Here is a 26,570-nt window from a genome sequence, read left to right as displayed (position 1 = left end):
CGTCATTCCCCCTTCCCGGCGAGGCCCTGCTCCAGCCGGCCCACCATCAGCTCCAGGCGCTGCACGTACGTCTGGCCGGAGCGGAAGTCGGTGCCGCCCGGCAACGTGACGAGCGCGGCGGGGATCTTCGACGCCACGAGCTTCGCGATGTTGTCCGGGTAGTAGTCCTCCTTGAGCACCAGCTTCACCTTGTTGGCCTTGCCCTGCCCCAGCACCTGCGCGACATGGGACGGGTTCGGCGGGATGCCCGGCTTTGGCTCCAGGAAGGCGATGGTCTTGAAGCCCAGCCAGTCCTGCAGGTACGCCGTCGTGCGGTGGTACGCGATGACGGGCACGCCCTTGAACCCCGCGAGCCGCTTCTCCCAGCCCGCCTGCGCCGCCTGCAGCTCCTGCGTGAACTTCGCGAGGTTGGCCTTGTAGGCCGCGGCGTTCTTCGCATCCAACTGCGACATGCGCGCTTCGATGGCCGCCGCCACCTTGAGGGCCTGCCGCGGATCATAGAGGTAGTGCGGGTTGCCGCCGGGGTGCACGTCGCCCTGGCTGCGGTCCACCTGCCCGGCGGGGACCTCCTGGAGGCTCACGAACCGCGACGCGTCCAGGTAGCCCGGGTTGCCGGACTGGATGCGGCTGTTGCGCGCGCCCAACTGGAGCGTGGGCAGCCAGCCGATCTCCAGGTCCAGTCCCGCGGCGATGAGCAGGTCCGCGCGGTTGAGCGCGAGCGCCAGGTTCGGCTTGGCGTCCACGAAGTGCGGGTCCTGCGTGGGCAGCGCGAGCGCGGTGACGTCCACCTTGTCCCCGCCCACGGCCCTGGCCAGCGCGGCCAGGTCCGGGAGGGTGGCGACGACCTTCAGGTCCGCGCGAGCGGGGACGGCGGTGAGGCTGACGACGGCGGCGCACAGGGCCGCGAACAGGCGAAGGGAACGCATGGAAGGGCTCCGGAAGAAGGGGTCAGAACGCATGGGCACCGTGGGCGCCGGTCACGACTTCAAGGGCGAGGAAGGCCGAGTAGTCCGGCGACTCGCGCCAGCCCACGCGGTCCGTGGCGGCCTGCAGGCGCAGGCGGGAGAACTCCGTGGGCCAGAACGTCACCGACGCGGTGATGCGCTGGCGGTCGGAAGTCCACTCGGGGTCGAGCGGATCATTCGCCACGCGGCCCTCCAGCGTCTTCGCGGCCGAGCCGAACTCGTAGCGCAGGCCCGTGGCCCAGCGGTTGGAGAAGCGCCACACCGTCTGCGCGTAGCCGCCCCAGTCGGACAGCACGTCGTCCGGCACCTGCCTGCGGCGGTAGAGCACCTCCGCCTGGAGCACCAGTTGCTGCGAACTCTGGGACGTGATGGGCCGGAACTTCAGGTACACGTCCGTGCCGTAGATGCTGGTGTGGTTGCGGTAGCCCGTGGCGTTGGGGCCCGTGGCGGCGGACAGGCCCCAGAGCAGCGACAGGTCGTCCGACAGGGGGAAGAACTGCTTCACCGCGCCGGTGAGCTGGAAGTCCAGCGGGGACAGCACGCGCTCGGCGGCGGCGCCGAAGAAGCTGCGCGCGGTGGCCTCGCCCGTCGCGTCGGTGGCGCTGCCAATCACCTCCACGTACCAGGGCAGCGGCGTGAGCCACGAGCCCTCCACGCCCAGGCCGCGGTTGCCCTCCGCGCCGAAGTAGCGGCTCATGATGAAGGGCTGATCCACGAAGTCCCACGCGTGCGGGTGCGTGGCGTTGATCCGCCCGAAGCGGGTGAGGAACTGGCCCGCGCGCACCTGGAGGTTGGCGGGCAGGTCCAACGTGGTGACGTACGCCTCTTCAATCTCCACGCCGAACTGGCTGAAGACGAGGTTGCTGTCGAAGCGGAAGTACGGGTCCACCACGGAGCCGATGGACAGCTCCAACTGCTGGAGGTTGAAGCCGTTCTTCGTCGGGTCGTGCGCGCCGCCCTGCAGGGGCTCCTTGTTGGAGAAGGCCGCCAGGGCCATGTCCAGGATGAAGCTCAGGTTGAGGAAGTTGGTGCCACCGGAGATGGCGTTGGGCAGCTTCAGCGGCGTCACGCCGGAGTCGTTCGTCGCGGTGGGCGACGCCGGGGACGTGTCGCCGGACGGACGCGCGCGCGTGCTCGTGTCCGTGCCCAGCGCCTTCTCAATCTCCTCCATCTCCTCCGGGCTCAGCGCCGGAGTGTCCTCAGAAGCGGGCGGGGACTCGGTTGCGGGTGGGGACTGCTGGGCCCACGTGGCGCTCGCGGACAACTGCGCGGCGAGCACGACGGCGAGGGCGCGGGGATTCCTGCGCGGAAGGGGGGACACGGATGTTTGCTCCTCGGAACCGGCCGGCCGTGGAGCACGCGCGTGCGCGCCCCACGACGAGCTGTCGACCTGATGACCTGCTTCACGGACACGACACGCGGGACTACGCGTGCGTCGGAGGCGAGGCCTTGGGCGCGGTGTCGAGGACGGCGAGCGGCGCGAAGGAGCGGGGCGGCGCGGTGGCCGGGTGGTTGCTCTCCACGCACGCCGAAGCGGCGGGGACGTCCGAGCCCGCGAGGGCCCCCACCTGCGGGGCGGCCGTGAGCAGCGGGCACGTCTCGTGGTTGAGGCCCGTCGCGTCCGCCACGGCGGGCGGGACGGAGGCGACGACGGGCGCGCGCTCGGAGAAGCGGGACAGCGCGGGGTTCGCGCGCCGCGCGTCTTCCTCAAACGTCTGGTGCTGCGGACAGAACCGGTGCGCGTGCTGCTCCACGTGCAGCGCCAGACCCAGCGGCTGGGCACCCCAGAGCGCGACGAGCAGCATCGCGGTGAGGCGGGCAAGGGTGTGGGCGCGCGAGAGCATCTGAGGGTCCCGGCTGGCTTACTGTCGGCCCCCGGGAGTGTCAAGGCAGGCAGAGCATCCATCCGTCTCCCGGTGCTCCCGGGCACGGACGGATGGAGCGGTGCGGCGATTCAACGCCGCGGGCGAGCCCCGCCACGACACGATGACCAGGGAACGTTGTTTTCATTCCGGACGTCCCTCCTGGCCGCATCGGTTAGGTTGGGTGGACCACCGCCACGCCCCATCGCGCCAGGAGTCGCGCCGCCCGTGCCTTCCTCCCGTTCCCGTCGCCGCGCCCCCGCCGCCAAGGCCCCGGCCCCTCGCGCCGTGCGCCCCGACCCCGTCGCCATGGCCCGGGCGGTCCGCGACTTCCTCACCGCCGCGGGGCTCGACCTCCAGGACGTGAACCTGGTGGACACGCCCACGCGCGTGGCCGACGTGTGGGCGAACGGCTTCCTCGACGGCTACGGCCGCACCCCGGAGGAGGCGCTCGGGAAGACCTACCCCGCGCCCTCGGACTCCTCCGGCGAGCTGGTCGTGGTGACGGACCTGCGCTTCCACTCCATGTGCCCGCACCACCTCCTGCCCTTCACCGGCCGCGCCCACGTGGCCTACGTGCCGGGTTCGCGCGTGGTGGGCTTCGGGCGCATCGGCGCGCTGGTGGACCTCTTCGCCCACCGGCTCATCCTCCAGGAGGACCTGGCCCGGCAGGTGGCGCGCTCGCTCGCCCGCGTGCTCGGCAGCCCCGCCACCGCCTGCATCCTGGAGGCGGAGCAGGCGTGCCTGCGGCTGAGGGCCGACCACCAGCGCGACGCCGTCACCCACGCGGAGGCCTATGAAGGGCGCCTGCGCCGCGACGGCCCCCTGCGCCGCGAGCTGTGGGCCCGCCTGGGCGCCCGTCCGGGGACAGGCCGATGAACCCCGCCGCCCAGACCTTCGAGCGGGTGGCGCCCGAGCGCGTGGCGAAGGTGCTGGAGGCCCTGGCGGACGTGCTCTCCCAGGGCCAGGTGAAGCGCGACGAGGCCACGCTCGACGCCTACGCGCGCGACGAGTCCGACAGCGGCGTCTACCGGCCGGACGCCGTCCTCCTGCCGGAGTCCACCGCGCAGGTGTCCGCCATCTTCAAGGCGTGCCAGGCGCACGGCGTGCCTTTCACCCCCTGCGGCGCGCGCAGCGGCAAGAGCGGCGGCTCGCTGCCCCTCAAGGGCGGCATGGCGGTGAGCCTGGAGCGCATGAACCGCATCCGCTCCATCTCCCGCGAGGACCTCACCGCGGTGGTGGAGCCCGGCGTGGTGACGGGCGACCTGATGAAGGCGGTGGAGGCGCAAGGGCTCTTCTACCCGCCGGATCCGAACTCCTGGGAGTTCTGCACGCTGGGCGGCAACGTGGCGGAGAACGCCGGCGGCCCGCGCGCCCTGAAGTACGGCGTCACGCGCGACTACGTCATCGGTCTGGAGTGGGTGATGCCGGACGGCGAGGTGCTGCGCGTGGGCCGGCGCACCATCAAGGGCGTGGCCGGCTACGACCTGGTGGGCCTCTTCGTGGGCTCCGAGGGCACGCTCGGCGTGGCCACCGAAATCACGGTGCAACTCATTCCATTGCCGCGTCAGGTGATGACCGCGCTGGTGGTGTTCCCGTCCGTGCTGGACGCGGCGAAGGGCGTCTCCGCGGTGCTCGCCGCGGGCCTGCTGCCGCGCTGCCTGGAGCTCATCGACGAGGTCGCCGTCCAGGCCATCGTGCACCGGGGCAGCTTCCAGTTCCCCCCGGGCGCGGGCGCGGCCCTCATCGCCGAGGTCGACGGCAACACCTCCGAGGGCGTGCTCGCGGAGCTCCAACTGTTGGGGGACCTCTGCGAGCGCCACGGGGCCACCCAGACCCTGGTGGCCCAGGACGACAGCCAGCGCGAGAAGCTGTGGGCGGCGCGGCGGGTGATCTCGCCAGCGCTGCGCGCGCTCAAGCCGGCGAAGATCTCCGAGGACATCGTGGTCCCCCGCTCGAAAATTCCCGAGATCATCGAGCGGCTGAAGAAGATGGGCGAGGAGCTGGGGCTCACCGTGGCCACCTACGGCCACGCGGGCGACGGCAACCTGCACGCCAACATCCTGTACGAACGTCCCAGCCAGCGCCCCCTCGTCGATGAGGCGCTGCGCCGCATGTTGATGCTCACCGTGGAGCTGGGCGGCACCATCACCGGCGAGCACGGAGTGGGGCACGCGAAGCGGGAATATCTGGCGCTGGAGCAGGCGCCCGCGCTGCTGGAGCTGCAGCGGCGCCTGAAGGCCTTTTTCGATCCATCAGGCCTGCTCAATCCCGAGAAAATCTTCCCCGCGCTCAAGCGTTGAAGACTTCGTGACCGGAAACGTAGGTGCTGTCCCACCCGTCGCGTCGCGCGCCTCCAAGGGCCCGGAAGTGCGAGCGCGTGATGGGCTTTTGACAAGGGTAAGAGGGGGAAATGCCCTTCTTGGAAGGAATGAGAAACCCTTTCCGCCGTTGCGCGTCCTAGTGACAGGTGGACGCGGTTCGTCGGGGGATTCATCGCGTCCGGCAGTTACGAACGGAAGGACGGGAAATCATGGCCAACTCGACGAAGTACGCGGCAGAGGGCCTTTCGCATTACCTGCGTCACCTGGGCGGGCACCAGCAGCTCACGCGTGAGCAGGAGTACGAGCTGGCCCGCCAGGCCCGCAAGGGTGACGAGAGCGCCCGACAGACGCTCGCCAGCTCCAACCTCGCTTTCGTGGTCGCCGTGGCGAAGAAGTTCGCCAACCGCGGGGCCCGCCTGGACGACCTCATCCAGGAAGGCAACGTCGGCCTCATGAAGGCCATCGAGCACTTCGACCCGAAGAAGAACGTGCGCTTCGCCACCTATGCCGTGTGGTGGATCCGCGCCTACATCACCCGCTACCTGAAGGACAATCGCAGCCAGGTGCGCGGCGGCGAGGCGGAGCGCGGCAGCATGGTGGACTTCTCGCTGGACGCGACCATCGACGAGGAGGGCGAGACGACCTTCCTCGACCGGCTGGAGGACGGCGGTCCCTCCCCGCAGGAGTCGTTCCTCTCCCGCGAGCAGGACACCGAAATCCAGGACGCGCTGGCCAAGGTGCGCAAGCGCATTGGCGACCTGGGCTGGGACATCCTCCAGGAGCGCCTCACGCAGGACAAGCCGCTGACGCTGGAGGAGCTGGGCCAGCGCTGGGGCGTGTCGCGCGAGCGCGTGCGCCAGGTGGAGCTGAAGACGAAGAACTTCCTGGAGCGCTACCTCATCGCCTTCAACGAGAACGAGGAGCACACCGCCACGGCCGACGCGGCCTGAAGCGGACGGGCGCAAGCAGCTTCTGTCGCATCGCTGACGGGACCTGGCGGGGTGTTCGCACCTTGCCGGTCCCGTCTTCTTTTTTGCCGCGCTGCGTCTGGCGCGTTCGGTTGATGGTAGGCGAGCGTGCATGCTAAGGCTTTTCGATGCGCTTGAAATTGCTTGCCCTTTGGGTGCTTTGGGCCGTCCCGGCACACGCCGCGGATCCCGCGCTGCTCGACCAACTCGACGCGTTGTACGCGAAGCGCAATGAGGCCGAGTCCGTCAAGGCGCTGGACACGCAGGTGTCCGAGGCGCTCAAGGCCGCGCCGGACGACTTCGACCTGGCGTGGCGCAAGGCCCGCATCCTCCAGTGGCAGGCGGACGGCGCCACGGAGAAGAAGCTGAAGATGGTCCTGGGCAAGCAGACCTGGGAGGCCGGCGACAAGGCGGCGAAGCTCCAGCCGGCGCGCGTGGAGGGGTACTACTTCGCCGCTTGTGGCATCGGCTCCTACTCGCAGGCCGTGGGCATCATGAAGGCGCTGGGCGACGGGCTGGAGGGCAAGTTCAACGAGCGCCTGGACACCGCGCTGAAGCTCGACGCCACGTACGAGTACGGCGGTCCCTGGGTCGTGAAGGGGCGTTATTTCTATGAGTTGCCCTGGCCCAAGCGGGACCTGGGCAAGTCCGCCGAGTACTACCAGAAGGCCATCGCCAAGTTTCCGCAGTCGCTGCGCGCGCACTACTACCTGGCCGAGACGTTGCTGAAGGACGGCAAGGCGAAGGAGGCGAGCGCGGCCATCGAGAAGGTCAAGCAGGGAAGCACCGCGTACAACCCCGCGGAGGGGCAGCGCGTGCAGCAGTGGGCCAAGAAGGTGGATGCCGACATCCAGGAGGAGCTCAAGTGAGGGCAGAGAGTCAGGTCACGACGGCTCCCGCGGCGGGCGGGACGCAGGAGCAGAACCTCGTCCAGTTGCTCGTTCAGCGGGCCCAGAACGCCTCCAAGGTAGGCGTGACGCACAAGAAGGACGGGCGCTGGCAGGACGTCACGTTCGCGCAGGTGCTGGAGGACGTGAAGGCGCAGGCGGCGGGCCTCATCGCCCAGGGCGTCCAGCCCGGGGACCGGGTCGCCATCTTCGCCAACACCAGCTTGCAGTGGATCATCGCGGACCTGGCCATCAGCGCGGCCCAGGCCATCACGGTGCCCATCTATGGCTCCAACACGCCGGATGAGTGCCGCTACGTCCTGAACCACTCGGAGACGAAGCTGCTGCTCGTCGACAACGACGAGAAGGACGCCAAGCAGGCGGGCCGCCTGTCGCGCGTGCGCTCCAAGCTGGGGGACATCCCCTCGCTGCAGAAGATCGTCGTCTTCGAGGGCCCGGTCTCCGGCGACAAGGAGATGTCGCTCGCGGACATGGTGGCCTCCGGCAAGGGGCAGCCCCAGGCCGCCGAGTCCGCGTTCGCCGAGCGCGTGGCGCAGGTGAAGTCGGACGACACGAACCTGCTCGTCTACACCTCCGGCACCACGGGCGACCCCAAGGGCGTCATCCTCACCCACGGCAACTGGGCCTATGAAGCGAAGGCCACCCAGGCCATGGGCATGATGAAGCCGGAGGACTCCGTCATGCTGTTCCTGCCCCTGGCGCACGTGTTCGCCCAGGTGGTGAAGGCCGCGTGGCTGTCCATGGGCTTCCGGCTGATCATCGCGGAGTCGGTGGACAAGCTGCTCGCGAACCTGGCGGAGACGCGCCCCACGGTGCTGCCGTCAGTGCCGCGCGTGTTCGAGAAGGTCTACAACAACGTCGTGGCCAACGGCTCCGCCGCGCCCGGCGTGAAGGGCAAGCTCTTCAAGTGGGCCTTCGGCCTCTTCGACGAGTACGCCGAGGCCAAGGGCCAGGGGCGCGAGTACGACACGCTGATGTTCAGCCTGGCGAAGAAGCTCGTGTTCTCCAAGGTGCGAAAGACGCTCGACGAGAAGCTGGGCGGCAACATGCGCATCTTCATCTCCGGCGGCGCGCCGCTGTCCCGGAAGATCGCCTACTTCTTCGACCTGCTGGAGCTCAAGGTCCTGGAGGGCTACGGCCTCACGGAGACGAGCGCTCCGTGCAACGCCAACCGGGTGGAGAAGATCAAGATCGGCACCGTGGGCCCGCCGGTCCCGGGCACGGAGATCAAGATCGCCGCGGACGGTGAGATCCTGGTGCGTGGCCCCTGCGTGATGAAGGGCTACTACAAGAACCCCGCCGCCACCGCGGAGGTGCTGGAGCCGGACGGCTGGTTCCACACCGGCGACATCGGCGAGGTGGACTCCGACAACTACCTGCGCATCACCGACCGCAAGAAGGACATCATCGTCACCGCGGGCGGCAAGAACGTGGCGCCGCAGAACATCGAGAACACGCTCAAGACCTTCCCGCTCATCAGCCAGGCCATGGTGTACGGCGACAAGCGCCCGTTCCTCGTGGCGCTGATCACCGTCTCCGAGGAGCCGGCGCGCAAGCTGCTGGAGGAGAAGGGCATCGCGGTGGGCACCTACGCGCAGAACTCCCAGCGGCCGGAGATCAAGGTGGCCGTCGAGGAGATCATCAAGAAGGTGAACGCGGAGATCCCCCCGTACTCCAGCATCAAGAAGATCGCGGTGATGGACGCGGACTTCACGCAGGAGACCGGTGAGCTCACGCCCACCCTCAAGGTGAAGCGCAAGGTCGCCAGCCAGAAGTACATCAAGACCATCGACGCCATGTACGAAGGCGCCAAGGTCATGGACTGACGCACCAAAGCCCGACGCCCGTCCCTGGCCGCTTGCGAGCGAGCAGGGTACGGGCGTCACGGGTGAACGTTCAGGGATGTTGTGACGTCAGGGGCGGGGCCTTCCCGGGCCCACCCGGACGGACCCGCTACTCAGGCGTGGGAGCTGGGCGACTTCGCGGCGACGTCCTTGTCCACGGTGGTGGACGCGGACAGCGTGCCGGGCTTCTTCTCGGAAGCGTCGTCCTTGTCCTCGTCGCTGGAGAAGCCGCGCTTGAAGTTGCGGAGCGCGCTGCCCAGGGACGAGCCGAGCTGCGGCAACCGCGAGCCGCCGAACAGCAGCAGCAGCGCCGCGAAAATCAGAAGAATCTCAGGAAGCTTCAATCCCATGGCTTCGCTCCTCACGAAATGCGCGGGGGAGCATACCGGTGGGAGGTGGGTCGCGCTAGCAACTCCAGCGGCCGGGGCTCATGCCTGCCAGCCCGCTGGCTGCCCGAGTTCCTCTGGCAGCGATAAGGGCAGCGTGAGGAAGAGGGTGGTGCCGCCCGCGTCCACCCGGCCACCCACCTGGCCACCATGGGCCTCCACCTCCTGCCGGGCCAGGAAGACGCGCAGCGGATCCTCCAGCTTTCGCTCGCGGAAGGCCCGCGCCTCGCACTGGAAGACAGCGTCGATGTCCTCTTCCGGAACGGCCGCGCCCTCGCGGCGCACCTCCACCCGCACCTGGGGCCCCAGGCGCTCGGCGCGCACGTGGAGCGCCTCGCCCGGCTGCGCGCGCGCCAGCAGGTGGTGCACGAAGGCCTCCACCGCGTGCTGGATGCGGCCCGCGTCCACCGTCACGTCGGGCAGCTCCGGCAGCGCGTCCAGCACCAGCCCCACGTTGGCGGCGGACGCCGCGGCGCGCGTGCGCTCCACCGCGGCATCCAGGATGGGCAGCAGCGGCTGCCGCTCCCGCTCACACGCGAGCGCGCCCAGGTCCGCGCGGCTGGAGTCGAAGAAGTCCTGGGCGAAGGAGAGCGCCCGGTCCGCGTTGCGCAGGATGGTCTCCAGCCCGCGCTGCGCCTTGGGCTCCAGCGGGATGCGCCCGTTGAGCAGCAGGGCCGCGTACGAGCGGATGTTGGCCAGCGACCCGCGCAGGTCGTGCGACGCGAGCGACAGGAAGCGCACGCGGTCCGCCACGCGCTCGCCCGGCGGTGAAGCCTGGGACACCTGGGGTGAACCCTGCTCCAGGCTCCAGGGCACCGGCAGCGCCCAGACCAGGCGCCCGCCGTCCTCCAGCGGCTCCTCGCCCACCAGCAGGATGCGCTCCTGGCGCTCCCACAGGTTGCGCTCGCCGTCCTTGCGGCGGAAGCCCGCGGCGGCCATCAGCCCGTCGATGCCCGTCGCGGCGGGCGCGGGGGGCAGGGCCTCCAGCCCCAGGTAGTCCAGGAGCAGGGGGCCGAGCAGGCGGGGTGTCCCCTGCCGCGGCAGCAGCGCGAGCCCCGGCGCGGCTTCGTTGCCTCCAGGCGTCTCCCCCATCCACGTCACGCGGGCCTCCCTGGCCGTGCCTCGAATCAACGGAAGGGTGGGCAGTGACTGTCGGTTTTGCAACGGGCTCCGGCTCCGTCCGCGGGCCCCTTGATTTCTTGCACCCGGGGGGCCAGTGATGGTGGAAGATCGACCTCCGGTAGCGGCATCGAGGAGACACCTCTGACCTCGCTCAACGCACAGCATGCTGATGCACCCGTGGTGCTCGTCGTGGACGACGATCCCGACATCCTTGAAGCGCTCTCGGAGATCCTGGAGGCCGAGGGCTTCGAGATCCGCCGTGCCCGCAACGGCAAGGAGGCCCTGGAGCGCCTGGAACCGGACCCTCCGCACCTCATCCTCCTGGACCTGATGATGCCGGTGATGGACGGCTGGGAGTTCGCCCAGCGCATGCGCCAGAAGCCGGCCTTCGCGGGCATCCCCATCATCGTCCTCAGCGCGGACCGCAACGTCGGCAGCAAGGCGAAGGACATCGGCGCCATGGGCCACCTGGCCAAGCCCTTCGAGCTCAACGACCTGCTGTCGATGGTGCGACAGTCCCTCGGCCCCTCGGCGGACACGTCGCGCGTCTGAGCACGCCCCCCGTGGCCGTGCTTGACCGGGGCCGTGGCGCGCCACTACGGTCCGCGCAGGCTTGATTCACCAATCAACGCTAAAAAGGAGCGAGTCATGGCGAGCGCGAAGGACATCATCGAGACGCAGATTCCCGAGAAGCTTCAGGCGAAGCCGGAGCTGGCGAAGGACATCAACGCCATCATCCACTTCGACGTCTCCGGTGAGGGCGGCGGCAAGTGGACGCTGGACACCACCAAGCCGGACGGCTGGGTGTCCGAGGGTCTCAACGGCGCGTCGAAGATGACGGTCACCGTCAGCAACGACGACTTCGTGAAGATCCGCGAGGGCAAGCTGAACCCGCAGATGGCCGCCATGCAGGGCAAGCTCAAGTTCAAGCCGATGGACATGGGCCTCGCCATGAAGCTGGCGAAGCTGCTGGCCTGAGCCTCTGAGTCTCGTGTCGTACCGACGGCGCGTCACCCCTGGCGGGGACGCGCCGTCTGCATGTCTCCACCTCCCCCCTGGAGCCCCGTTTTCATGCCTGAGCCGTCTGCCCCCCTCGCGGGCCTGCGGGTGCTGGACCTGTCACGCCTGCTGCCCGGCCCGTACGCGACGCTGGTGCTCGCGGACCTGGGCGCCACCGTGGACACGGTGGAGGACCCGGACGTGGGGGACGCCACCCGCCACATGCCGCCGCACCGCGACGGAGAGGGCGCGCTCTACTACGGGCTGCACCGCAACAAGCGCTCGCTCGCGCTGAACCTCAAGACGCCCGAGGGGCGTGACGCGCTCCTGCGCCTCGTGGCCCACTACGACGTGCTGGTGGAGAGCTTCCGCCCCGGCGTCATGGACAAGCTGGGCGTGGGCGAGGCGGTGCTGCGCCAGAAGAACCCGCGGCTCATCTACTGCGCCATCTCCGGCTACGGCCAGACGGGGCCGGACCGGCTCAAGGCGGGGCACGACCTCAACTACGTGGCCCGCGCGGGCCTGCTGGGCTACGGCGGCGAAGCCGGCGGCGCGCCCGCGTTCCCGGGCGTGCAGATGGCGGACATCGGCGGGGGCAGCCTCTTCGCGCTGGTGGGCATCCTGGCCGCGCTGCACGAGCGCCAGCGCACCGGCGTGGGCCGCTTCGTGGACGTGTCCATGACGGACGGCGCGCTGGCCTTCCTCCACCTGCACCTGGCCTCGCGCCTGTTCATGGGGCAGGAGGGCACGCCGCTCCAGCGAGGGAGCGAGCCGCTCAACGGCGGCTACCCCAGCTATGGCCTGTACCGCACCGCGGACGACCGCTGGCTCGCGGTGGGCGCGCTGGAGCCCAAGTTCTTCGGCGCACTCTGCGCGAAGCTGGGCCGCCCGGAGCTGCTGGATGACGCGTACTCAGGGGGCGAGGACGGCGCGCGCGTGAAGGCGGAGCTCGCCCGCATCCTCGCGAGCCAGCCCCTGGCGCACTGGCGTGAGCAGCTCTCCGGCCCGGAGTTCTGCGTGGAGCCGGTGGCGGAGGGCGACGAGGTGCTCGCGGATCCGCAGTTGCGCGCGCGCGGCCTCTTCGTGGACGCGGACGATGCGCAGCGCGGCATCCGCGTGACACACCTGCTCACGCCGCTGCGCATGGGCGACGTCGCACTGCGTCCACCGCCCACGCTGGGACAACACTCACGCGTCATCCTGGAAGACGCGGGTTTCACGGCCGAGGAAATCTCGCGCCTGCTTGCATGAACAACGCGTGAAACGAACCCAGGAGGGCGGGTTCGCACGCGGATCCAAAGTGACCCGTTGCTGATTGACAGCTCCGGGGCCACAGTTAGATCTTTCCTGTTTTCTGACTGGAAAATCGACTTTCAAGCCCTGGGAAGGAAGGTCCCCCGTGCCCGACGCGCAGGAGCTCGAGTCATACATCCGCCGGAAGTTCGCAGAAAACGTGGGTCTCACGGAGGAGGAGTTGTTCGCCGAGGATCTCTCGCTCGCGGCGCTGATCACGCGCTCCGAGCGCATGACCAACAGCGTGGACCTGATGGAGGCCTTTGCCCGCACGTCCAACGGGCTGCGCAAGGATTTTGGACTGCGGGTCCGCCTGCCGGCACTGTCCCTGGATACACCGGTGTCGCAGGTCCTGGCGGTCTTCATGGGTGAAGTCACGGACCCGGAGCGGAAGTCGGCATGAGCGTCCTGGCGCGCAGCCTCGAACACGAAGAAGCGACTGGCGTCCCCTCCAAGGCTCCTCCGGGCGAAGGCCGCCCGGCCATCCTGGCGGAGCTGTACGAAGCGCTCACCCAGCGGGGCATGTCGCTGGTGGACGTCACCTGGGAGCAGCAGCGCCTGCACGAGTCGCGGCGCTGGAGCGTGGTGGAGATGCTCTCCCACGTGGACTCCACACAGGTGGGTGAAGCCGACCGGCACCTGGTGTGGAACGCGGGGCGGGCGGAGCTGACGACGAAGCCGGGCGCGGACCGGCTGGAGCGGCTGGCGGACGGAGAGTGCCGCCGGTGGCAGGAGAAGAACCCCACCGTCGCCGCCATCATGCAGGCGTGCGGCACGTGGAGCCGCTACTGGAACGAGGAGGAGGCGCACCACGAGACGGCGTTCAACCGCCTGTCCTCGGTGCTGAAGCTGGAGCCCGTCAGCGACGCCACCTTCATCGAGTTCCGCAAGGTCTTCCCCGACGACGACATGCTGCGCACGCTCACGCTGCTGGCCATCTCCGAGGTGGTGGCGGCGGTGGACTACGGCCAGTGCTCGCAGAGGGTCCAGGACCCGGGCCTGCGCGCGCTGTTCAAGCAGGTGGCCGCGGACGAAGTGCAGCACATGAACTACTTCATCGCCTTCGCCAAGGCGCTGGTGGACAGCGGCGCCTACAAGGCCAAGGAGGCGTTCGCGGTGGCGCACCTGTTCCTGCGCGACGGCGGCGAGGTGCACGGCAGCAAGCGCGAGCGCGTGGAGAGCCGCGACACCCACGTCAACTGGTGGGATCAGTTGGAGCACCGCGAGGGCTTCTACGCGCCGGACGCGCTGCGCAAGAAGGAGCAGCTCATCTTCCACGCCCTCAAGCGCATCACCGGCATCACGGTGGCGTCGCGCGAGGAGGTGGAGGACACCTGGATGGACCTCGTCGGGTGCTGATGGGCCTGGGCCACGACCTCCAGGCCATCTCGGAGCTGGAGGCCGCGCGGGCCCTGCGGGAGCCGGACGTCTTCTTCACCGCCGCGGAGCTCGCCCACTTCGAGCGCGCGGCGGATCCGCTGCAGAGCCTGGCGGCGGGCTTCAGCGCGAAGGAGGCCCTCTTCAAGGCGCTGCCCGCGGTCGCCGGCTGGTTCTGGACGGACGCGGAGCTCGTCCACGACGCCCGGCACGCGCCGCGCTTCCGGTTTCACGGCACGCTCGCGGCGCACCTGGCGCGCGAGGCCCTGCAGGTCGCTGTCTCGCTGTCACATAGCGGAGGGTTCGTCTCGACGGTGGTCATCGTGACGCGCGCTCCGTCTCCCTGAAGTCGCTGTCCCCCCCGGCAGCCAGAAGGACATCCCCCCGTGCACTTCGAAGAGTCGTCCCTGACGCTGCGCGTGCGCCCCAACGACCTGGACACCCTGGGGCACGTGAACAACGCCACCACGCTGGAGTACCTGGAGGCCGGCCGTTGGGCCTGGCTGGAGCGGCAGGGGCTGACGCGCGGGGGGACGGTGGTGGCCGTGGTGTCGCGCGTGGAGGTGGACTACCGCCGCGAGATTCCCCCGGGCGACGTGGTGGTGCACACGGAGCTGGAGTCACCCGCGGCGGACGAGCTGGAGGAGGACGGCCTCAACTACCGCGCGCGCTTCCGGCAGCGCGTGTTCCTGGCGGCGGACGGGCCGGTGGCGGTGGAGGCGCTGGTGAGCGTGGCCTTCCTGGACGCGCGGGAGCGGTCGCTCGCGTCGCTGCAGCAGTTCCTGGCCGCCGCGCGCGCCCCGGCGGCCCCCGTGGAGGATCCGCGCCCATGAGCACGAACGCGAAGCCGGAGCTCGCGTCCCTGGAGTTCTGGGTGCCCACGTCCCAGGAGCACGCGCTGCACGTCGTGGAGGCGCGCCTGTCCGGGACACGGGACTCCGCGCCCGGCGTGCTCTTCGTGCCGGGGCTGTTCTCCGACGGCCGCTTCTTCCTGGGCGCGCAGGGTGACGGGGCCGCGCGCACGTTCGTGGACGCGGGCTGCGTGGCCTACGTCGCGTCCCTGCGCGGGCACGGCAAGAGCCGCTGGCCCGCGAAGCGCGCGTACGACTGGAGCTTCGACACGTACGTGCGCCACGACATCCCGGACCTGGTGCGGGCCGTGCGCGCGCGGCACACCGGGCCGCTGTTCCTGCTGGCCCACAGCATGGCGGGCTACGCGGCGCTGGCGGCCCTGGGGGTGGACCCCTCGCTCCAGGCCGCGGTGTCTGGCGTGTGCACGCTGTCCTCGGCGGTGAACGACTACAGCGACGGCGGGTTCAAGAAGCGCTTCCAACTGGGCTTCTCGGCCGCGCTGGCGGGGCTGCTGGGGCGCTTCCCGGCGAAGGCGCTGAAGCAGGGGCCCTGGGACGAACCGGCGGGCGTGATGCGGCAGTTCACGGACTGGGCGCCCACGGGCGCGTTCCGCAGCGCGGACGGCGCGACGAACTACTGGAGCGCGCTGCGCGACGTGACGCTGCCGGTGTTCGCGGGCGTGGGCGCGGCGGACCTGTTCCATGCGTCACCGATGCGCGTGGAGAAGCTGGTGGCCCACCTGGGCGGCACCCGCAAGGAGCTGGCCGTGCTGGGGCGCGCGCAGGGGCTGAGCTGGGACGCGGGCCACTTCGACGTGGTGCGCGGAGAGCGCGCCCGCGCGGAGGTGCTGCCCCGTGTGCTCGCGTGGATGCGCCAGGTGGCGCCCGCGCACTGAAGAACCCGGAGGGGAGGCTTTTCACATGCTCGACATCATCCAGCGGTTGGAGGCGGTGGACCCGCGGCGCGGCCTGTTTCTCTACGACGACTTCGTCGGGCCGCCGGAGTTCGTGCCCTACCGGGAGTTCGCCTCCCGGGTGGCCGGGGCGGCGGAGCACTTCCGCGCGCGCGGCGTGGCGCCGGGCACGCGCGTGGTGCTGCCCTTCGAGACCTCCTCGTCCGTCATCTTCGCCTTCCTGGCGCTGATGGAGCTGGGCGCGGTGCCCCTGTCCGTGAAGCCGTACATCCTGAGCACGCCGAAGGGGCCCTACCGGGAGTTCCTCGGGCGCATCCGCGAGCGCTACGGCGCGCAGCTCGTGCTGGACGTGCCCAGCCTGGCCGGCCTGGAGCTGCCCCTGGAGCGCCTGCCGCCGCCGCCCGCGGGCGCGAAGCGTCCGGGAGCGAAGCTGCGCGAGGTGGCGCCGGAGGAGCTGGCGTTCGTGCAGTTCTCGTCGGGGTCCACGTCGTTCCCCAAGGGCGTGCCCATCACCCACGAGAACCTGGCCGCGAACCTGCGGATGATCATCCGGCACGACGGCCGCACGGCCGAGGACCGGGTGACGAGCTGGCTGCCGCTCTACCACGACATGGGGCTCATCGGCGGGCTGCTCACCTGCATCACGGTGGGCAATGACCTGCTGCTGTCCCAGCCCGCGTCGTTCCTGATGGACCCGCTGGGCTGGCTGGAGCTCATCTCCTCCGAGAAGGTGATGGGCTCCGTCATCCCCAACTTCGCCATCGACTACGCGCTCAAGTCGCTCAAGTCGGCGGACGCGGAAGATTTGAAGCGGCTGGACCTGTCGCGCGTGCAGAGCATCTACCTGGGCAGCGAGCCCATCAACATCCCCAACCTGGAGCAGTTCCTGGAGATCCTCGCCCCGTGCGGCCTGCGGCGCGACGTGTTCATGCCCTGCTACGGCATGGCGGAGACGGTGCTGATGGTCGCGAGCGTGCCGCCGCGCCAGACGGTGCGCGTCATCACCGCGCCCAACGGCCAGCCGGCCATCTCCGTGGGCCGCCCGCTGACGGAGTTCGAGGTGCGGCTGCGCGCCGAGGACGGCCGGCCGTGCGGCGAGGGCGAGATGGGCGAAATCGAGCTGCGCGGCGGCAGCCTGGCGCCGTCGTACTTCCTGGATGACCGGCCCCTGCGCGGCGAGGACGGCTTCTACGCCACGGGCGACCTGGGCTTCCAGAAGGAGGGCGAGCTCTTCATCACCGGGCGCATCAACGACCGCATCAAGGTGAACGGCCAGAGCTTCTTCTCCGCGGACTTCGAGCAGGCCGTGGAGCGGCTGGCCTTCATCCGCCCGGGGCGCACCGCCGTCATCCAGGTGAAGGGGCGCCTCGTGGTGCTGGCGGAGGTGAACCACCCGTCCGCGCTGGAGCGCCTGGAGGCCAGCCGCAAGCAGGTCTGTCAGTCGGTGCTGGAGACGGTGGGCGTGACGCTCGCGCAGGAGGACGTCCTCTTCATCCGCTACGGCCAGCTCCAGAAGACGAGCAGCGGCAAGCTCCAGCGCCGCGCCATCACGGAGGCCTACGAGCAGGGCCGCATCCGCACCGTGACGCCCATGGAGCTGAGGGCGGACCTGCTCCAGATGCGCGCGCAGCGGCTCGTGCTGGGCTCCGTGATGGTCGCGCGGCAGCGGGGCCGGCGGTGGATGGCCTCCGGGAAGGCGGCGCTCACCGCGGGCCTCCAGCGGCTCAAGCCGGGGGGCCGGCGTCAGGACGGGCCCTGAGCCCGGGGCTCAACGGGCCTTCGTGGAGGCCCACAGGTCCCACCCGCGCGCCGCGTGGCACGCATCGCCCACCAGGTCCAGGGCGAGCTGGGGCTGCGTCCTGGCCAGCGCCTCCGTGTCGCGGAAGGCGCCCGTGGCCTCCAGCCTCAGCGTGGCGTGCTCCAGCGCGGCCTTCGCCTCCGCCACCGCCCGGGCCTGCGCGGGCGTGGGCTTCCAGCCCGTCTCGTCCCGGTAGCGCCCCAGCGCCTCCAGGAAGTGGCCGTGGAACTTCACCATCTGCACCAGCACCGGGACGCGGTACGCGGGCGCGGCGGTGAGGGCGGCCTCGTACTGCTTCGCCTCCGAGCCCTGCCGGTACACCAGCACGTCCACCTGCGCGTCCAGCCGCGCGCCCCAGGCCTTGCGCACGGCGGGGAAGCGCGCCCAGCCCGCGACGGCCTGGAAGAAGTGGAGCCCGCCACACGGGTGCGCGTAGATGCCCTGCTTGTTCTTGGGCACCTGGGGGAGGCCCGCCTTCATGCCCCGCCTCAGCTCCGCGTTCGCGGACTCCAGCGTGGCGAGCGCGGCGTCCATCACCGCGTCCATGCGCACCGTCTCACCCGCGCCGTTGACGAACGCGCCCCCGGGCTCCAGCACGTGGGACAGCGCGTCCAGCGCCCACGCTCCGTCCGGCGAAGTGGCGAGCGCGGGGCGGAAGTCGTGCTGGAGCGACGCCACCAGCTCCCGCAGCGTCACCTTTCCCCACGCGGCGGGGAACGCCTGCGAGCGCGGGTAGCCCGCGAGCAGGAACGTCTTCACCTGGAGCGCCGGGTGGGGCTCCACGGGCGTGCCGTCCGGGGTGAAGGCGTCGAAGAAGTAGCGGGCCGCGCCCCCCGCGTCCGGGGCGTCGCGGCGCAGGAACCCCGCGACGATGGCGTCCGAGGCCGGGCGGCCGTCCCGCGCGCGGAACGCCTTCCCGTCCAGGTCCATGCCGTGCGCGAGCGCCCAGGGCCTGGAGGGATCCGCCGCGTGCGCGCGGCACTGCGTATGGAGCACCGCGGGCGCGGAAGGAGGGGAGGGCGGGGGCGCGGCGCTCAGGCCGAGCCCGAGCAGGGCCACGAAGGAGGGGAGCATGGGCGCGGGCAGTGTCGCAGCCCGCGCCCGTCCACGCACCTGGGAGACGTCCTCAGCGCGGCGGGGCGCTGGCCTTCATGCGGGCGAGCATCCGCTCGATGATGCCGAACAGCGCCTCGCGGTCCTCCTCGGGAAGCAGGCCCATCAACCGGCGGATGCCCGCGTCCGTCATCAACTGGATGACCTTGTAGATTTCACAGCCCCGGTCGGTGAGCTTCGCGGTGACGGCGCGGCGGTCCTCCGCGTCCCGGCCGCGCTCCACCATGCCCATGTCCTCCAGGCGGTCCACCACGCCGGTGATGGTCTTCTTGGTGATGCCGATGCGCTGGGCCAGCACCCCGACCTGGGTGGGGCCGTCCATGCCCAGCCACCCCAGCGCGTGCACCTGGGTGGGGGTCAGCCGCATGTCGTCGCAGAGGCTCGCCAGCGGGTCCCTCAGGGAGCGGAAGTGGGCCAGCTCCCGGATGAGCCCCATGAAGCGGCGCGAGTCCGGCGTGGACTGGTCCCCCTCCTGGAGCAGGCGCTCCATCATGGCCTTCTCGTCGGCGGCTTCGTCCTTCCCCTCGGAGCGCGCGTCCGGCTCCGAGGGCGGCATGATGGAGGTGGGGCGGCGCATCAGGCCGTCTCCACCCGGGCCGCGGCCGCCGCGGCCTCCCGCTCACGGTCCTGGTTGACCGGACCGTGCGCCGTGCCGGAGCCACCCGCGAAGCCGGGGTCGCTGCCCTTGTTGCGCTTGAAGCGCGCGGCGAGCTGATCCAGCAGCGAGTACACCACCGGCACCACGCCCAGCGTGAGGAACGTGGAGGTGATGAGGCCGCCGATGATGGTGATGGCCATGGGCGCGCGCGTCTCCGCGCCGTCGCCCTTGGCGATGGCCACCGGGATCATGCCGGCGATCATCGCGATGGTCGTCATCAGGATGGGGCGCAGACGCACCGGGGCGGCCTCCAGGAGCGCCTCGTGCGCCGTGCGGCCCTTCTCACGGACCTGCAGCGTGAAGTCCACCAGGAGGATGCCGTTCTTCACCACCAGGCCCATGAGCATGATGACGCCGATGAGGGCGAACATGGACATGTACTGGCCGGTGATCAGCAGGCCGCCAATGGCCCCGATGAAGGCGAAGGGCAAGGACAGCATGATCGTGAACGGGTGGATGAGGCTTTCGAACTGCGCCGCGAGGATCATGTAGATGAGGATGATGCCCAGGAGCAGCGCCGTGCCGAACGCGGCCACCGACTTGCCCAGCTCCTTCGCGTTGCCTTCCAGCTCGCCCGTGACGCTCTTGGGCAGCTCCGTGGCGGCGTAGCCCTGCATGTAGGTGATGGCGTCGGAGAGCGCGTAGCCCTCCTTCAGGTTCGCCAGCATGGTGATCTGCCGCCGCTGCGCCTGCCGGTCGATCTGCACCGGACCCTCCGCGGGGACGATGCGGGCCAGGTTGCGCAGCTCCACCAGTTGCCCCGTGGGGGAGCGCACGGACAACTGACCGAGCGCGTCCGCGGAGGCCAGCGTCTCCGGCGGCAGGCGCAGCTTCACCTCGTACGTCTCGCCGCCCTCGCGGTAGTCCAGCACCTTGTCGCGGCCCAGGTAGGCGCGCAGCGTCTGGCCCAGGGCCGCGGCCGGCACGCCCAGCGTGGCCGCGCGGTCGCGGTCCACCTGCACGTCGTACTGCGGCTTGCCGGAGCGGTACGTCATGTCCACGTCGGTGAGGCCCGGGTTCTTGAGCATCGCCTGGCGCATCTTCTCCGCGGACTCCGTCAGCTCCTTCCAGTTGTCGCCGCGCAGGTTGAACTGCACCTGCTGCGACTTCGCGCCGCCGCCCGACACCGCGGCCACGTCCTGCACGGCCACCACGATGCCCGGGGGGGCCTTGAGGGTCTGGCGCAGGTAGGCCTTCAGCTCGCTCTGCTTGAAGGCGCGCTCGCTCACCGGCTTCAGGTTGATGAGGACCTCGCCCTTGTGGACCTCCTCCTGCACGCCGCCGCCCGCGGTGGTGAACGTGGAGGCGATGCCCGGCAGCGCCTGGACCTGCGCCGCGTAGGTGTCCAACTGCGCCTGGGTCTCCTGGATGGTGGACCCGATGGGCAGCTCCACCGTGAGCTTGATGTTGCCGTTGTCCTGCTCCGGGATGAACGTGAACTTGAGGAAGCGGGCCAGGCCGAAGGTCGCGAAGAGCACCACCACCGCGACGATCATCGTGAGCGCGCGGTGACGGAGGATGCCGCCCAGGACCTTCCGGTAGCCGTTCTCCATGCCCACCAGCACCTTCTCCACCGAGGCGGAGATGCCCGTCGGGTGGCCGTGCTCACGCAGCAGGCGCGAGGACAGCATCGGCGTGAGCGTCATGGACACCACGTAGGAGATGAGCGTGGCCACCGCCACCGTGACGCCGAACTGGTAGAAGAACTTGCCGATCATGCCGTCCATGAAGGCCACCGGGATGAACACCGCCACGATGGCCAGCGTCACCGCGAGCACCGCGAGGGCAATCTGTCCGGCGCCCTCCAGCGCGGCCTGCATGGGCGAGGCGCCCTCTTCCATGTGACGGACGATGTTCTCGATGACCACGATGGCGTCGTCGATGAGCAGACCGATGGACAGGGTCAGCGCCAGCATCGTGATCATGTTGAAGGTGAAGCCCAGCGCCGCCATCACCGCGAACGTGCCCACCACGGACACCGGCAGCGCGATGGCCGCCACGATGGTGGAGCGCAGGTTGCGCAGGAACACCAACACGATGAGGACGGCGAGCACGCCGCCCAGGATGAGGTCCTCCTGCACCGCGTGGATGGACGAACGGATGAAGCGCGAGTTGTCCGTCACCGTCTCCACCTGGACGCCCGCGGGCAGCGACTTGTTGATCTCCGCCAGCGACTCCTTCACCAGGTCCGCCACCTGCACCGTGTTGGAGCCGGACTGCTTGCGCACCACCAGCGCCACCGCGCTGCGCTCGCCGCTCTTCGCGCCCGAGCGCTGCTCCGCGGGGCCGTCCACCACCTCCGCGATGTCGCGCACGCGGATGGGCGAGCCGCCCGCGCTGGTGATGATGATGTTGCGGATGTCCTCCACGCTCTTCGCCTCGGACGTGAGGCGCACGATGCGCTCACGGCCGCTGTCCATGCTGCGGCCACCCGGGACGTCCAGGCTCTGGGCCTTGAGCGCCTGGCTGACGTCGCTGACGGCCAGGCCGAAGCCGCGCAGCCGCTGCGGGTCCACCACGAGCTGGATCTCCCGCTCACGGCCACCGACGATGTCGATGCTGCCCACGCCCTGCTGGCGCTGGAGGGCCGGCTTCACGATGTCATCCGCCACGCGCGTCAGCTCCTCCACCGGCAGGGCGCCCGCGAGCGCCAGCGTGATGATGGGGGCCGCGCCGATGTCGAACTTCTCCACGACGGGCGTCTCCACCTCGTCCGGCAGCTTGCTCAGCGTGGCCTGCACGCGGTCGCGCACGTCCTGCGCCGCGATGTCCACCTTGGTGGACAGCTTGAACTGCACGACGATCTGCGAAACGCTTTCGACGTTGATGGACTTGAGCGTGTCCACGCCGTTGAGCGTGTTGAGCGCCTCCTCCAGCGGGTCGGAGACGTTCTTCTCGATGGTCTCCGGGTCCGCGCCCGGGAGGATGGTCGTCACGGTGACGACGGGGAAGTCGACGTCGGGGAACTGGTCCACGCCGATCTTCGGATAGGCGAACAGGCCGAACACCACCACCGCCAGCATCAGCATGGCGGTGAAGATGGGCCGTGAAATGAAGGTCTTGAGCATTCAGGTACCCAGGAAAGAAGAGGGGAGGGCAGGGACCGCTACTGCGCGACGCGCACGGCGGTCCCCTCCTTGACGTCCAGCGAGGCGTCGGCGAGCACGCGCTCCTCCGCCGTCAGGCCCTGCAGCACCTTCACGTAGCCCGGCAGCACGCGCTGCACGCGCACGTCGCGCTTGCGCACGGTGCCGTCCTGCACCACCCACACGAAGCCGTCCTGGCCCTTGCTGCTCACGGCCTGCGCCGGCAGGAACAGGCCGTTGCCCGCGTCACCCGCGGCCTTGGAGAAGTCCATCTCCACCAGCGCGCCGGGGCGCAGCGGGTGGTCCGTCTTGCCCGTCACGTCCGCCAGCACCTCCACGGTGCGGCTCTGCGCGTCGATGACGGCGCCCACGTTGGCCACCTTCGCCTCGAAGCGCATGCCGCTGGGGTTCACGGTGCCCGGCGTCACGGTGCCCGGCGTCACGTTGTCGATGACGGACTCCGGCACCATCATCCGGATCTCCAGCCCGTCCGTGTCCACGATGGAGAACACCGGCGTGGAGGGCGTCATCGCCACGGAGTCACCCACGTTCTTGTTGCGCGCGGTGATGATGCCGTTGAAGGGCGCCACGATGTTGTGGTCGCGCAGGTTCTCCAGCGCCAGCCGGTAGGCCGCGCCCGCCTGGGCCGCCTGGGCCGCGGCCTGCTTCTGGCCAATCTCCACCTGCTCCAGCGCGTTGGCCGCCACGCCGCCGGACTCGGCGACCTTGCGGGTGCGCTCCAGGTTGCTGGTGGCCAACTGCAGCGCGGCCTCCGCCATGTCCTTGGCCGCCTTCGCCTGGTCCACCGCGATGGCCACGTTGGACGTGTCCAACTGCGCCAGCACGTCGCCCTTCTTCACCTTGTCGCCCACCCGGACGTTCACCTTCGCGAGCGTGCCCGTCGCCTGGGGACCCAGGACGGCCTCCTGCTTGGAGCGGACCTGCCCCGTCACGCGCGTCACGTTCTGCTCCAGCTCCGTGGCCGGGGTGATGGCCTTGACGCCCAGCGCGTTGGAGCCTTCCTGCTGCGCCGGAAGCTGCGCCTTCTCCGCGCCCGCCTTCGAGCACCCCGCCGTCGACACCGCCACGGCCACCACGGCAGCCAAGATTCGCTGATTCACGCGTCCGAACTCCTGCCGGGTCGCCGGCGGGACACCCGCCCTGGCACCTGCTCCGGCTAATTCTTTGTGGGCTAGAAATTACCGACGCTCGATTATCTGTCAAGAGGATACTCCGGAGTGCGGACTATCCACTCCCCAGTCATCCTGCGGGGTTGGCTGCTTGCCCTGCCGAGCTTCAGACTTCTTCACAACACCGGTGCCGGCGCGCTGCGTCACCAGGAAGGCGGGCGCCGGGCGGGGTGGGGACGGGGCGCGTCGCTTGTGGCTGACGCCGGGGGCCTGTTATTGACTCGCGAATCAACCCACAGCGGGACAACCCCCGAGGACTCGCGATGCTCAACCCGTTCACCGAGGACCACGAAGCGTTTCGCAGGTCGGTGCGCGCCTTCGTGGAGAAGGAGATGGCGCCCTACGGTCTGGAGTGGGACCGGGCGGGCATCTTCCCGAAGGAGCTGTTCAAGAAGTGCGGCGAGCTGGGCTTTTTGGGCATCAACCACGACCCGAAGTTCGGCGGCAGCGGCCTGGACTACTGGTACGTGACGGCGTTCGCGGAGGAGCTGTCGCGCAGCCGCAACGCGGGCGTGAACATGGCGCTGCTGGTGCAGAGCCAGATGGCCACGCCCATCATCAACGAAATCGGCACGGACGAGCAGAAGCGCGAGTTCCTGGAGCCCGCGCTCAAGGGCGAGCGCATCGCGGCGCTGGGCGTGAGCGAGCCGGGGTGCGGCTCCGACGTGGCGAGCATCAAGACGACGGCGCGCCGGGACGGCGACGACTACGTCATCAACGGCTCCAAGATGTGGATCACCAACGGCACGCGCGCGGACTTCATCACGCTGGCGGTGCGCACGGGGGAGCAGGGCTACGGCGGCATCTCGCTGGTGACGTTCCCCACGGACGTGAAGGGGTTCGGCGTCTCCAAGAAGCTGGACAAGATTGGAAACCTGTCCTCGGACACGGCCATCCTCTACTTCGAGGACTGCCGCATCCCCGCGCGCTACGTGCTGGGCGAGGAGAACGCGGGCTTCTACCACATCATGACCAACTTCCAGGGTGAGCGCCTGGTGGGCGCCATCACCACGGTGGGCGGCATGGACCGGATGCTGGAGGACGCGCTCCAGTACGGCAACGAGCGCGAGGCGTTCGGCCGGCCGCTCATCAAGTTCCAGGTGTGGCGCCACAAGTTCGTGGAGCACCTGACGGCGGTGGAGGCGGCGCGGCGGCTCAACTACTACGCGGTGGACCTCTACGACCGGAAGGAGAACCCGGTGAAGGAGATCTCCATGGCGAAGCTGTTCGCCGGAGACCTGGCCCAGCGCGTGGCCTACGACTGCCAGCAGTTCTTCGGCGGCATGGGCTACATCGAGGAGACGCCCATCGCGCGCATGTGGCGCGACGTGCGGCTCATCACCATCGGTGGCGGCACGTCCGAGGTGATGAAGGAGATCATCTCCAAGCTGTACGGCTTCTAGCTACTTCCTGCCGAAGAGGGCCTCCGTGGCGCTGAGCATCGCGTCGCGGGAGTCCTTCGGGTGCAGGCCGCCTTCGCCCAACTGGAAGAGCTCGCAGAAGTTGGCCTCGTCCTTGTCGCGGGGCACCTCCGCGAAGGGCTCCTTGCAGGCCTTGGCCACGGACTCGTCGAAGTGCCGGCAGTTGCGGCACGAGCGCAGGTCCTCCTCGCAGCCGGGACACGTGTCGCGGCGGCCCACCTGGTTGGCGATGATGTCGAGCGTGCGTCCGCAGTGCGCGCAGCCGGGCATGGCGGTCCTCCCCGTCAGACGGTGACGGAGGGCATCCTGCCAGAGTCCCGGCTAACGCTGGACGCTGGGCGCGAACGCCGGGGCGGGCAGGGAGGAGGCCTCCTGGGGCCGGCGCAGCTCGCCGGTGGCGTCCAGGAGCTGATCATCCAGCCGCTTGAGGAGGAAGAGGACGTAGGCGGACAGGGCGGACAGGACGGCGGCCATGATGCCCAGCAGCATGCCGCGCTGCCAGCGGTGGGCCTGCTCCATCACCCCACGGCGCTCCTTGAAGGTCTTCAACTGGGCGTCCACGGAGCTGCCGTCCAGCTTCTGGGCGAAGTCGGAGGCCTGGGCGCTGCCCCGGGCCATCAGCCAGCGCCCCTCCGCCTGCAGGGCCTCGGCGCGTGCGTAGCAGAACGCCGCCCCACCCGCGAAGAGCAGGGAGATGCACAAGGCCGCTGTCACGCTCCGGGTGCCCATGCCACCAACCCTCCGGCGAAGTCCGTGGGCGCGGCCAGCCGACAGGCCGCGACTGCTCCGGCTTTCCGAAGACAGTAGCGGATGCTAGGGACGGCTTCTGACATGGGCAAGCCCTACCGTCCTAAAGACCACTATTTCCAGAAAGCCAAGCAAGAGGGACTGCGAGCGCGTTCCGCGTTCAAGGTTGATGAGATCCTCAAGCGCTTCCCCGGGTCCGTGAAGAAGGGCGCGGCGGTGCTGGATCTGGGCGCGGCGCCGGGCGGGTTCCTCCAGATATTGGCGGACGCGGTGGGGATGAATGGGCGCGTCATCGGCGTGGACATCGTCGCCATCCGGCCGTTCACCCAGAAGTGGGTGACGACGGCGGTGCTGGACGTGCTCGCGGACGACTTCGACGCGAAGCTGGCCGCGATGTACGACGGTCCCTTCGACGCGGTCATCTCCGACATGGCGCCCAAGACGTCCGGCATCAAGGGCACGGACGAGGCGCGCAGCCTGCGGCTCGCGGGCAAGGCGCTGGAGGTGGCCGCCACGCGCGGCAGGCCCGGCGGCACGTTCGTGGCCAAGGTCTTCATGGGCGGCGACTTCGAGGCCTTCCGTGACGAGGTGCGCCAGCACTTCGAGGAGGTGAAGATCGTCCGTCCGGAGGCCACGCGCGGCGCCAGCATGGAGGTCTACGTGGTGGGGCTGCGGCGCCGGGCTCCGGCGCCAGCGGCGTCCTGAAACAGCGAAGGGAACGCCAGGGACGCGGGCGGCGTCTAG

Annotated in this window: 27 protein-coding genes; 16 read left to right on the top strand and 11 right to left on the bottom strand. The window is 69.8% G+C overall.

What is annotated here, in order from left to right; all coding sequences use genetic code 11:
- Nucleotides 1-2: 2 nt before the first annotated feature.
- From K8612_RS03490 to K8612_RS03480, 3 genes are all read right to left on the bottom strand, one after another.
- Entirely contained in the window at nucleotides 3-926 is a 924-nt protein-coding gene (locus K8612_RS03490) for a metal ABC transporter solute-binding protein, Zn/Mn family (protein WP_223761251.1), read from the bottom strand.
- A 22-nt stretch (nucleotides 927-948) separates the two neighbouring features.
- Nucleotides 949-2,286 carry a zinc-regulated TonB-dependent outer membrane receptor gene (locus K8612_RS03485; RefSeq protein WP_223761250.1) on the bottom strand — a complete coding sequence of 446 codons (1,338 nt, stop codon included), beginning with the start codon at nucleotides 2,284-2,286 and terminating at the stop codon, nucleotides 949-951.
- Between the two features lie 103 nt (nucleotides 2,287-2,389).
- On the bottom strand, nucleotides 2,390-2,809 hold the full coding sequence (locus K8612_RS03480; protein WP_223761249.1) for a hypothetical protein: 420 nt from the start codon (nucleotides 2,807-2,809) through the stop codon (nucleotides 2,390-2,392).
- Nucleotides 2,810-3,136: 327 nt separating this feature from the next.
- Here K8612_RS03480 and folE point away from each other — a divergent pair, with 327 nt between their 5' ends.
- From folE to K8612_RS03455, 5 genes are all read left to right on the top strand, one after another.
- Nucleotides 3,137-3,706: a GTP cyclohydrolase I gene (gene folE / locus K8612_RS03475; RefSeq protein WP_255652079.1), complete on the top strand. Its 570-nt coding sequence runs from the start codon at nucleotides 3,137-3,139 to the stop codon at nucleotides 3,704-3,706.
- Nucleotides 3,703-5,130, top strand: a complete 1,428-nt coding sequence (locus K8612_RS03470; RefSeq protein WP_223761247.1) for an FAD-binding oxidoreductase — start codon at nucleotides 3,703-3,705, stop codon at nucleotides 5,128-5,130. Before folE ends, K8612_RS03470 begins: the two co-directional genes overlap by 4 nt.
- 230 nt (nucleotides 5,131-5,360) lie before the next feature.
- On the top strand, nucleotides 5,361-6,101 hold the full coding sequence (locus tag K8612_RS03465) for an RNA polymerase sigma factor RpoD/SigA (protein WP_223742276.1): 741 nt from the start codon (nucleotides 5,361-5,363) through the stop codon (nucleotides 6,099-6,101).
- 146 nt (nucleotides 6,102-6,247) lie between these two features.
- Entirely contained in the window at nucleotides 6,248-6,988 is a 741-nt protein-coding gene (locus tag K8612_RS03460) for a tetratricopeptide repeat protein (RefSeq protein WP_223761246.1), read from the top strand.
- Nucleotides 6,985-8,853: an AMP-dependent synthetase/ligase gene (locus tag K8612_RS03455; RefSeq protein WP_223761245.1), complete on the top strand. Its 1,869-nt coding sequence runs from the start codon at nucleotides 6,985-6,987 to the stop codon at nucleotides 8,851-8,853. The genes K8612_RS03460 and K8612_RS03455 overlap by 4 nt, the downstream gene beginning before the upstream one ends.
- Before the next feature lie 131 nt (nucleotides 8,854-8,984).
- Here the strand turns inward: K8612_RS03455 and K8612_RS03450 are convergent, their stop codons facing one another.
- Together K8612_RS03450 and K8612_RS03445 are read right to left on the bottom strand one after the other, a co-directional pair.
- Nucleotides 8,985-9,221 carry a twin-arginine translocase TatA/TatE family subunit gene (locus tag K8612_RS03450; RefSeq protein ID WP_223742273.1) on the bottom strand — a complete coding sequence of 79 codons (237 nt, stop codon included), beginning with the start codon at nucleotides 9,219-9,221 and terminating at the stop codon, nucleotides 8,985-8,987.
- A 78-nt stretch (nucleotides 9,222-9,299) separates the two neighbouring features.
- Nucleotides 9,300-10,349: a sensor histidine kinase KdpD gene (locus K8612_RS03445; protein WP_223742302.1), complete on the bottom strand. Its 1,050-nt coding sequence runs from the start codon at nucleotides 10,347-10,349 to the stop codon at nucleotides 9,300-9,302.
- Nucleotides 10,350-10,556: 207 nt separating this feature from the next.
- Here K8612_RS03445 and K8612_RS03440 point away from each other — a divergent pair, with 207 nt between their 5' ends.
- The 9 genes from K8612_RS03440 (at nucleotide 10,557) to K8612_RS03400 (ending at nucleotide 17,572) form a co-directional block, all read left to right on the top strand.
- Nucleotides 10,557-10,931, top strand: coding sequence for a response regulator (locus tag K8612_RS03440; RefSeq protein ID WP_223742272.1), 375 nt, complete (start codon nucleotides 10,557-10,559; stop codon nucleotides 10,929-10,931).
- Nucleotides 10,932-11,027: 96 nt separating this feature from the next.
- Entirely contained in the window at nucleotides 11,028-11,357 is a 330-nt protein-coding gene (locus K8612_RS03435; RefSeq protein ID WP_223742271.1) for an SCP2 sterol-binding domain-containing protein, read from the top strand.
- Between the two features lie 93 nt (nucleotides 11,358-11,450).
- Nucleotides 11,451-12,629 (top strand): CaiB/BaiF CoA-transferase family protein, encoded by a 1,179-nt coding sequence (locus K8612_RS03430; RefSeq protein ID WP_223761244.1) that lies wholly within the window; start codon nucleotides 11,451-11,453, stop codon nucleotides 12,627-12,629.
- Nucleotides 12,630-12,777: 148 nt separating this feature from the next.
- Nucleotides 12,778-13,074: a hypothetical protein gene (locus K8612_RS03425; protein WP_223761243.1), complete on the top strand. Its 297-nt coding sequence runs from the start codon at nucleotides 12,778-12,780 to the stop codon at nucleotides 13,072-13,074.
- Nucleotides 13,071-14,030: a ferritin-like domain-containing protein gene (locus K8612_RS03420; protein ID WP_223742268.1), complete on the top strand. Its 960-nt coding sequence runs from the start codon at nucleotides 13,071-13,073 to the stop codon at nucleotides 14,028-14,030. Before K8612_RS03425 ends, K8612_RS03420 begins: the two co-directional genes overlap by 4 nt.
- Nucleotides 14,030-14,395, top strand: a complete 366-nt coding sequence (locus K8612_RS03415; protein WP_223742301.1) for a holo-ACP synthase — start codon at nucleotides 14,030-14,032, stop codon at nucleotides 14,393-14,395. Before K8612_RS03420 ends, K8612_RS03415 begins: the two co-directional genes overlap by 1 nt.
- 39 nt (nucleotides 14,396-14,434) lie before the next feature.
- Nucleotides 14,435-14,881, top strand: coding sequence for an acyl-CoA thioesterase (locus K8612_RS03410; RefSeq protein WP_223761242.1), 447 nt, complete (start codon nucleotides 14,435-14,437; stop codon nucleotides 14,879-14,881).
- A complete protein-coding gene (locus K8612_RS03405) occupies nucleotides 14,878-15,795 on the top strand; it encodes an alpha/beta fold hydrolase (RefSeq protein WP_223761241.1) in 918 nt (305 codons plus the stop codon). The genes K8612_RS03410 and K8612_RS03405 overlap by 4 nt, the downstream gene beginning before the upstream one ends.
- Before the next feature lie 25 nt (nucleotides 15,796-15,820).
- On the top strand, nucleotides 15,821-17,572 hold the full coding sequence (locus K8612_RS03400; protein ID WP_223761240.1) for an AMP-binding protein: 1,752 nt from the start codon (nucleotides 15,821-15,823) through the stop codon (nucleotides 17,570-17,572).
- Between the two features lie 9 nt (nucleotides 17,573-17,581).
- On the opposite strand, the gene K8612_RS03395 is transcribed toward K8612_RS03400, so the two are convergent.
- From K8612_RS03395 to K8612_RS03380, 4 genes are read right to left on the bottom strand one after another with little or no spacing between them, the layout of a single operon-like run.
- A complete protein-coding gene (locus K8612_RS03395; protein ID WP_223761239.1) occupies nucleotides 17,582-18,685 on the bottom strand; it encodes a hypothetical protein in 1,104 nt (367 codons plus the stop codon).
- Between the two features lie 52 nt (nucleotides 18,686-18,737).
- Complete coding sequence (locus K8612_RS03390; RefSeq protein WP_223742263.1) at nucleotides 18,738-19,301, bottom strand: MarR family winged helix-turn-helix transcriptional regulator; 564 nt, start codon at nucleotides 19,299-19,301, stop codon at nucleotides 18,738-18,740.
- Complete coding sequence (locus tag K8612_RS03385; protein ID WP_223761238.1) at nucleotides 19,301-22,450, bottom strand: efflux RND transporter permease subunit; 3,150 nt, start codon at nucleotides 22,448-22,450, stop codon at nucleotides 19,301-19,303. The genes K8612_RS03390 and K8612_RS03385 overlap by 1 nt, the downstream gene beginning before the upstream one ends.
- Before the next feature lie 38 nt (nucleotides 22,451-22,488).
- Nucleotides 22,489-23,589, bottom strand: coding sequence for an efflux RND transporter periplasmic adaptor subunit (locus K8612_RS03380; RefSeq protein WP_223742261.1), 1,101 nt, complete (start codon nucleotides 23,587-23,589; stop codon nucleotides 22,489-22,491).
- A 332-nt stretch (nucleotides 23,590-23,921) separates the two neighbouring features.
- Between K8612_RS03380 and K8612_RS03375 the strand changes: the two genes are divergently transcribed.
- On the top strand, nucleotides 23,922-25,061 hold the full coding sequence (locus K8612_RS03375) for an acyl-CoA dehydrogenase family protein (protein WP_223742260.1): 1,140 nt from the start codon (nucleotides 23,922-23,924) through the stop codon (nucleotides 25,059-25,061).
- Here K8612_RS03375 and K8612_RS03370 read toward each other — a convergent pair whose 3' ends face one another.
- Together K8612_RS03370 and K8612_RS03365 are read right to left on the bottom strand one after the other, a co-directional pair.
- Entirely contained in the window at nucleotides 25,062-25,349 is a 288-nt protein-coding gene (locus K8612_RS03370) for a hypothetical protein (RefSeq protein WP_223761237.1), read from the bottom strand.
- A 51-nt stretch (nucleotides 25,350-25,400) separates the two neighbouring features.
- Complete coding sequence (locus K8612_RS03365; RefSeq protein ID WP_223742258.1) at nucleotides 25,401-25,808, bottom strand: hypothetical protein; 408 nt, start codon at nucleotides 25,806-25,808, stop codon at nucleotides 25,401-25,403.
- A gap of 81 nt (nucleotides 25,809-25,889) precedes the next feature.
- Here K8612_RS03365 and K8612_RS03360 point away from each other — a divergent pair, with 81 nt between their 5' ends.
- A complete protein-coding gene (locus tag K8612_RS03360; RefSeq protein WP_223761236.1) occupies nucleotides 25,890-26,531 on the top strand; it encodes an RlmE family RNA methyltransferase in 642 nt (213 codons plus the stop codon).
- Nucleotides 26,532-26,570 lie beyond the last annotated feature (39 nt).

The organism is Corallococcus sp. AS-1-6 (genome assembly GCF_020037015.1).
GTDB lineage: Bacteria > Myxococcota > Myxococcia > Myxococcales > Myxococcaceae > Corallococcus.
The sequence above is the reverse complement of the archived record's forward strand: the minus strand, read 5'-3'. Positions and strand labels throughout refer to the sequence as shown.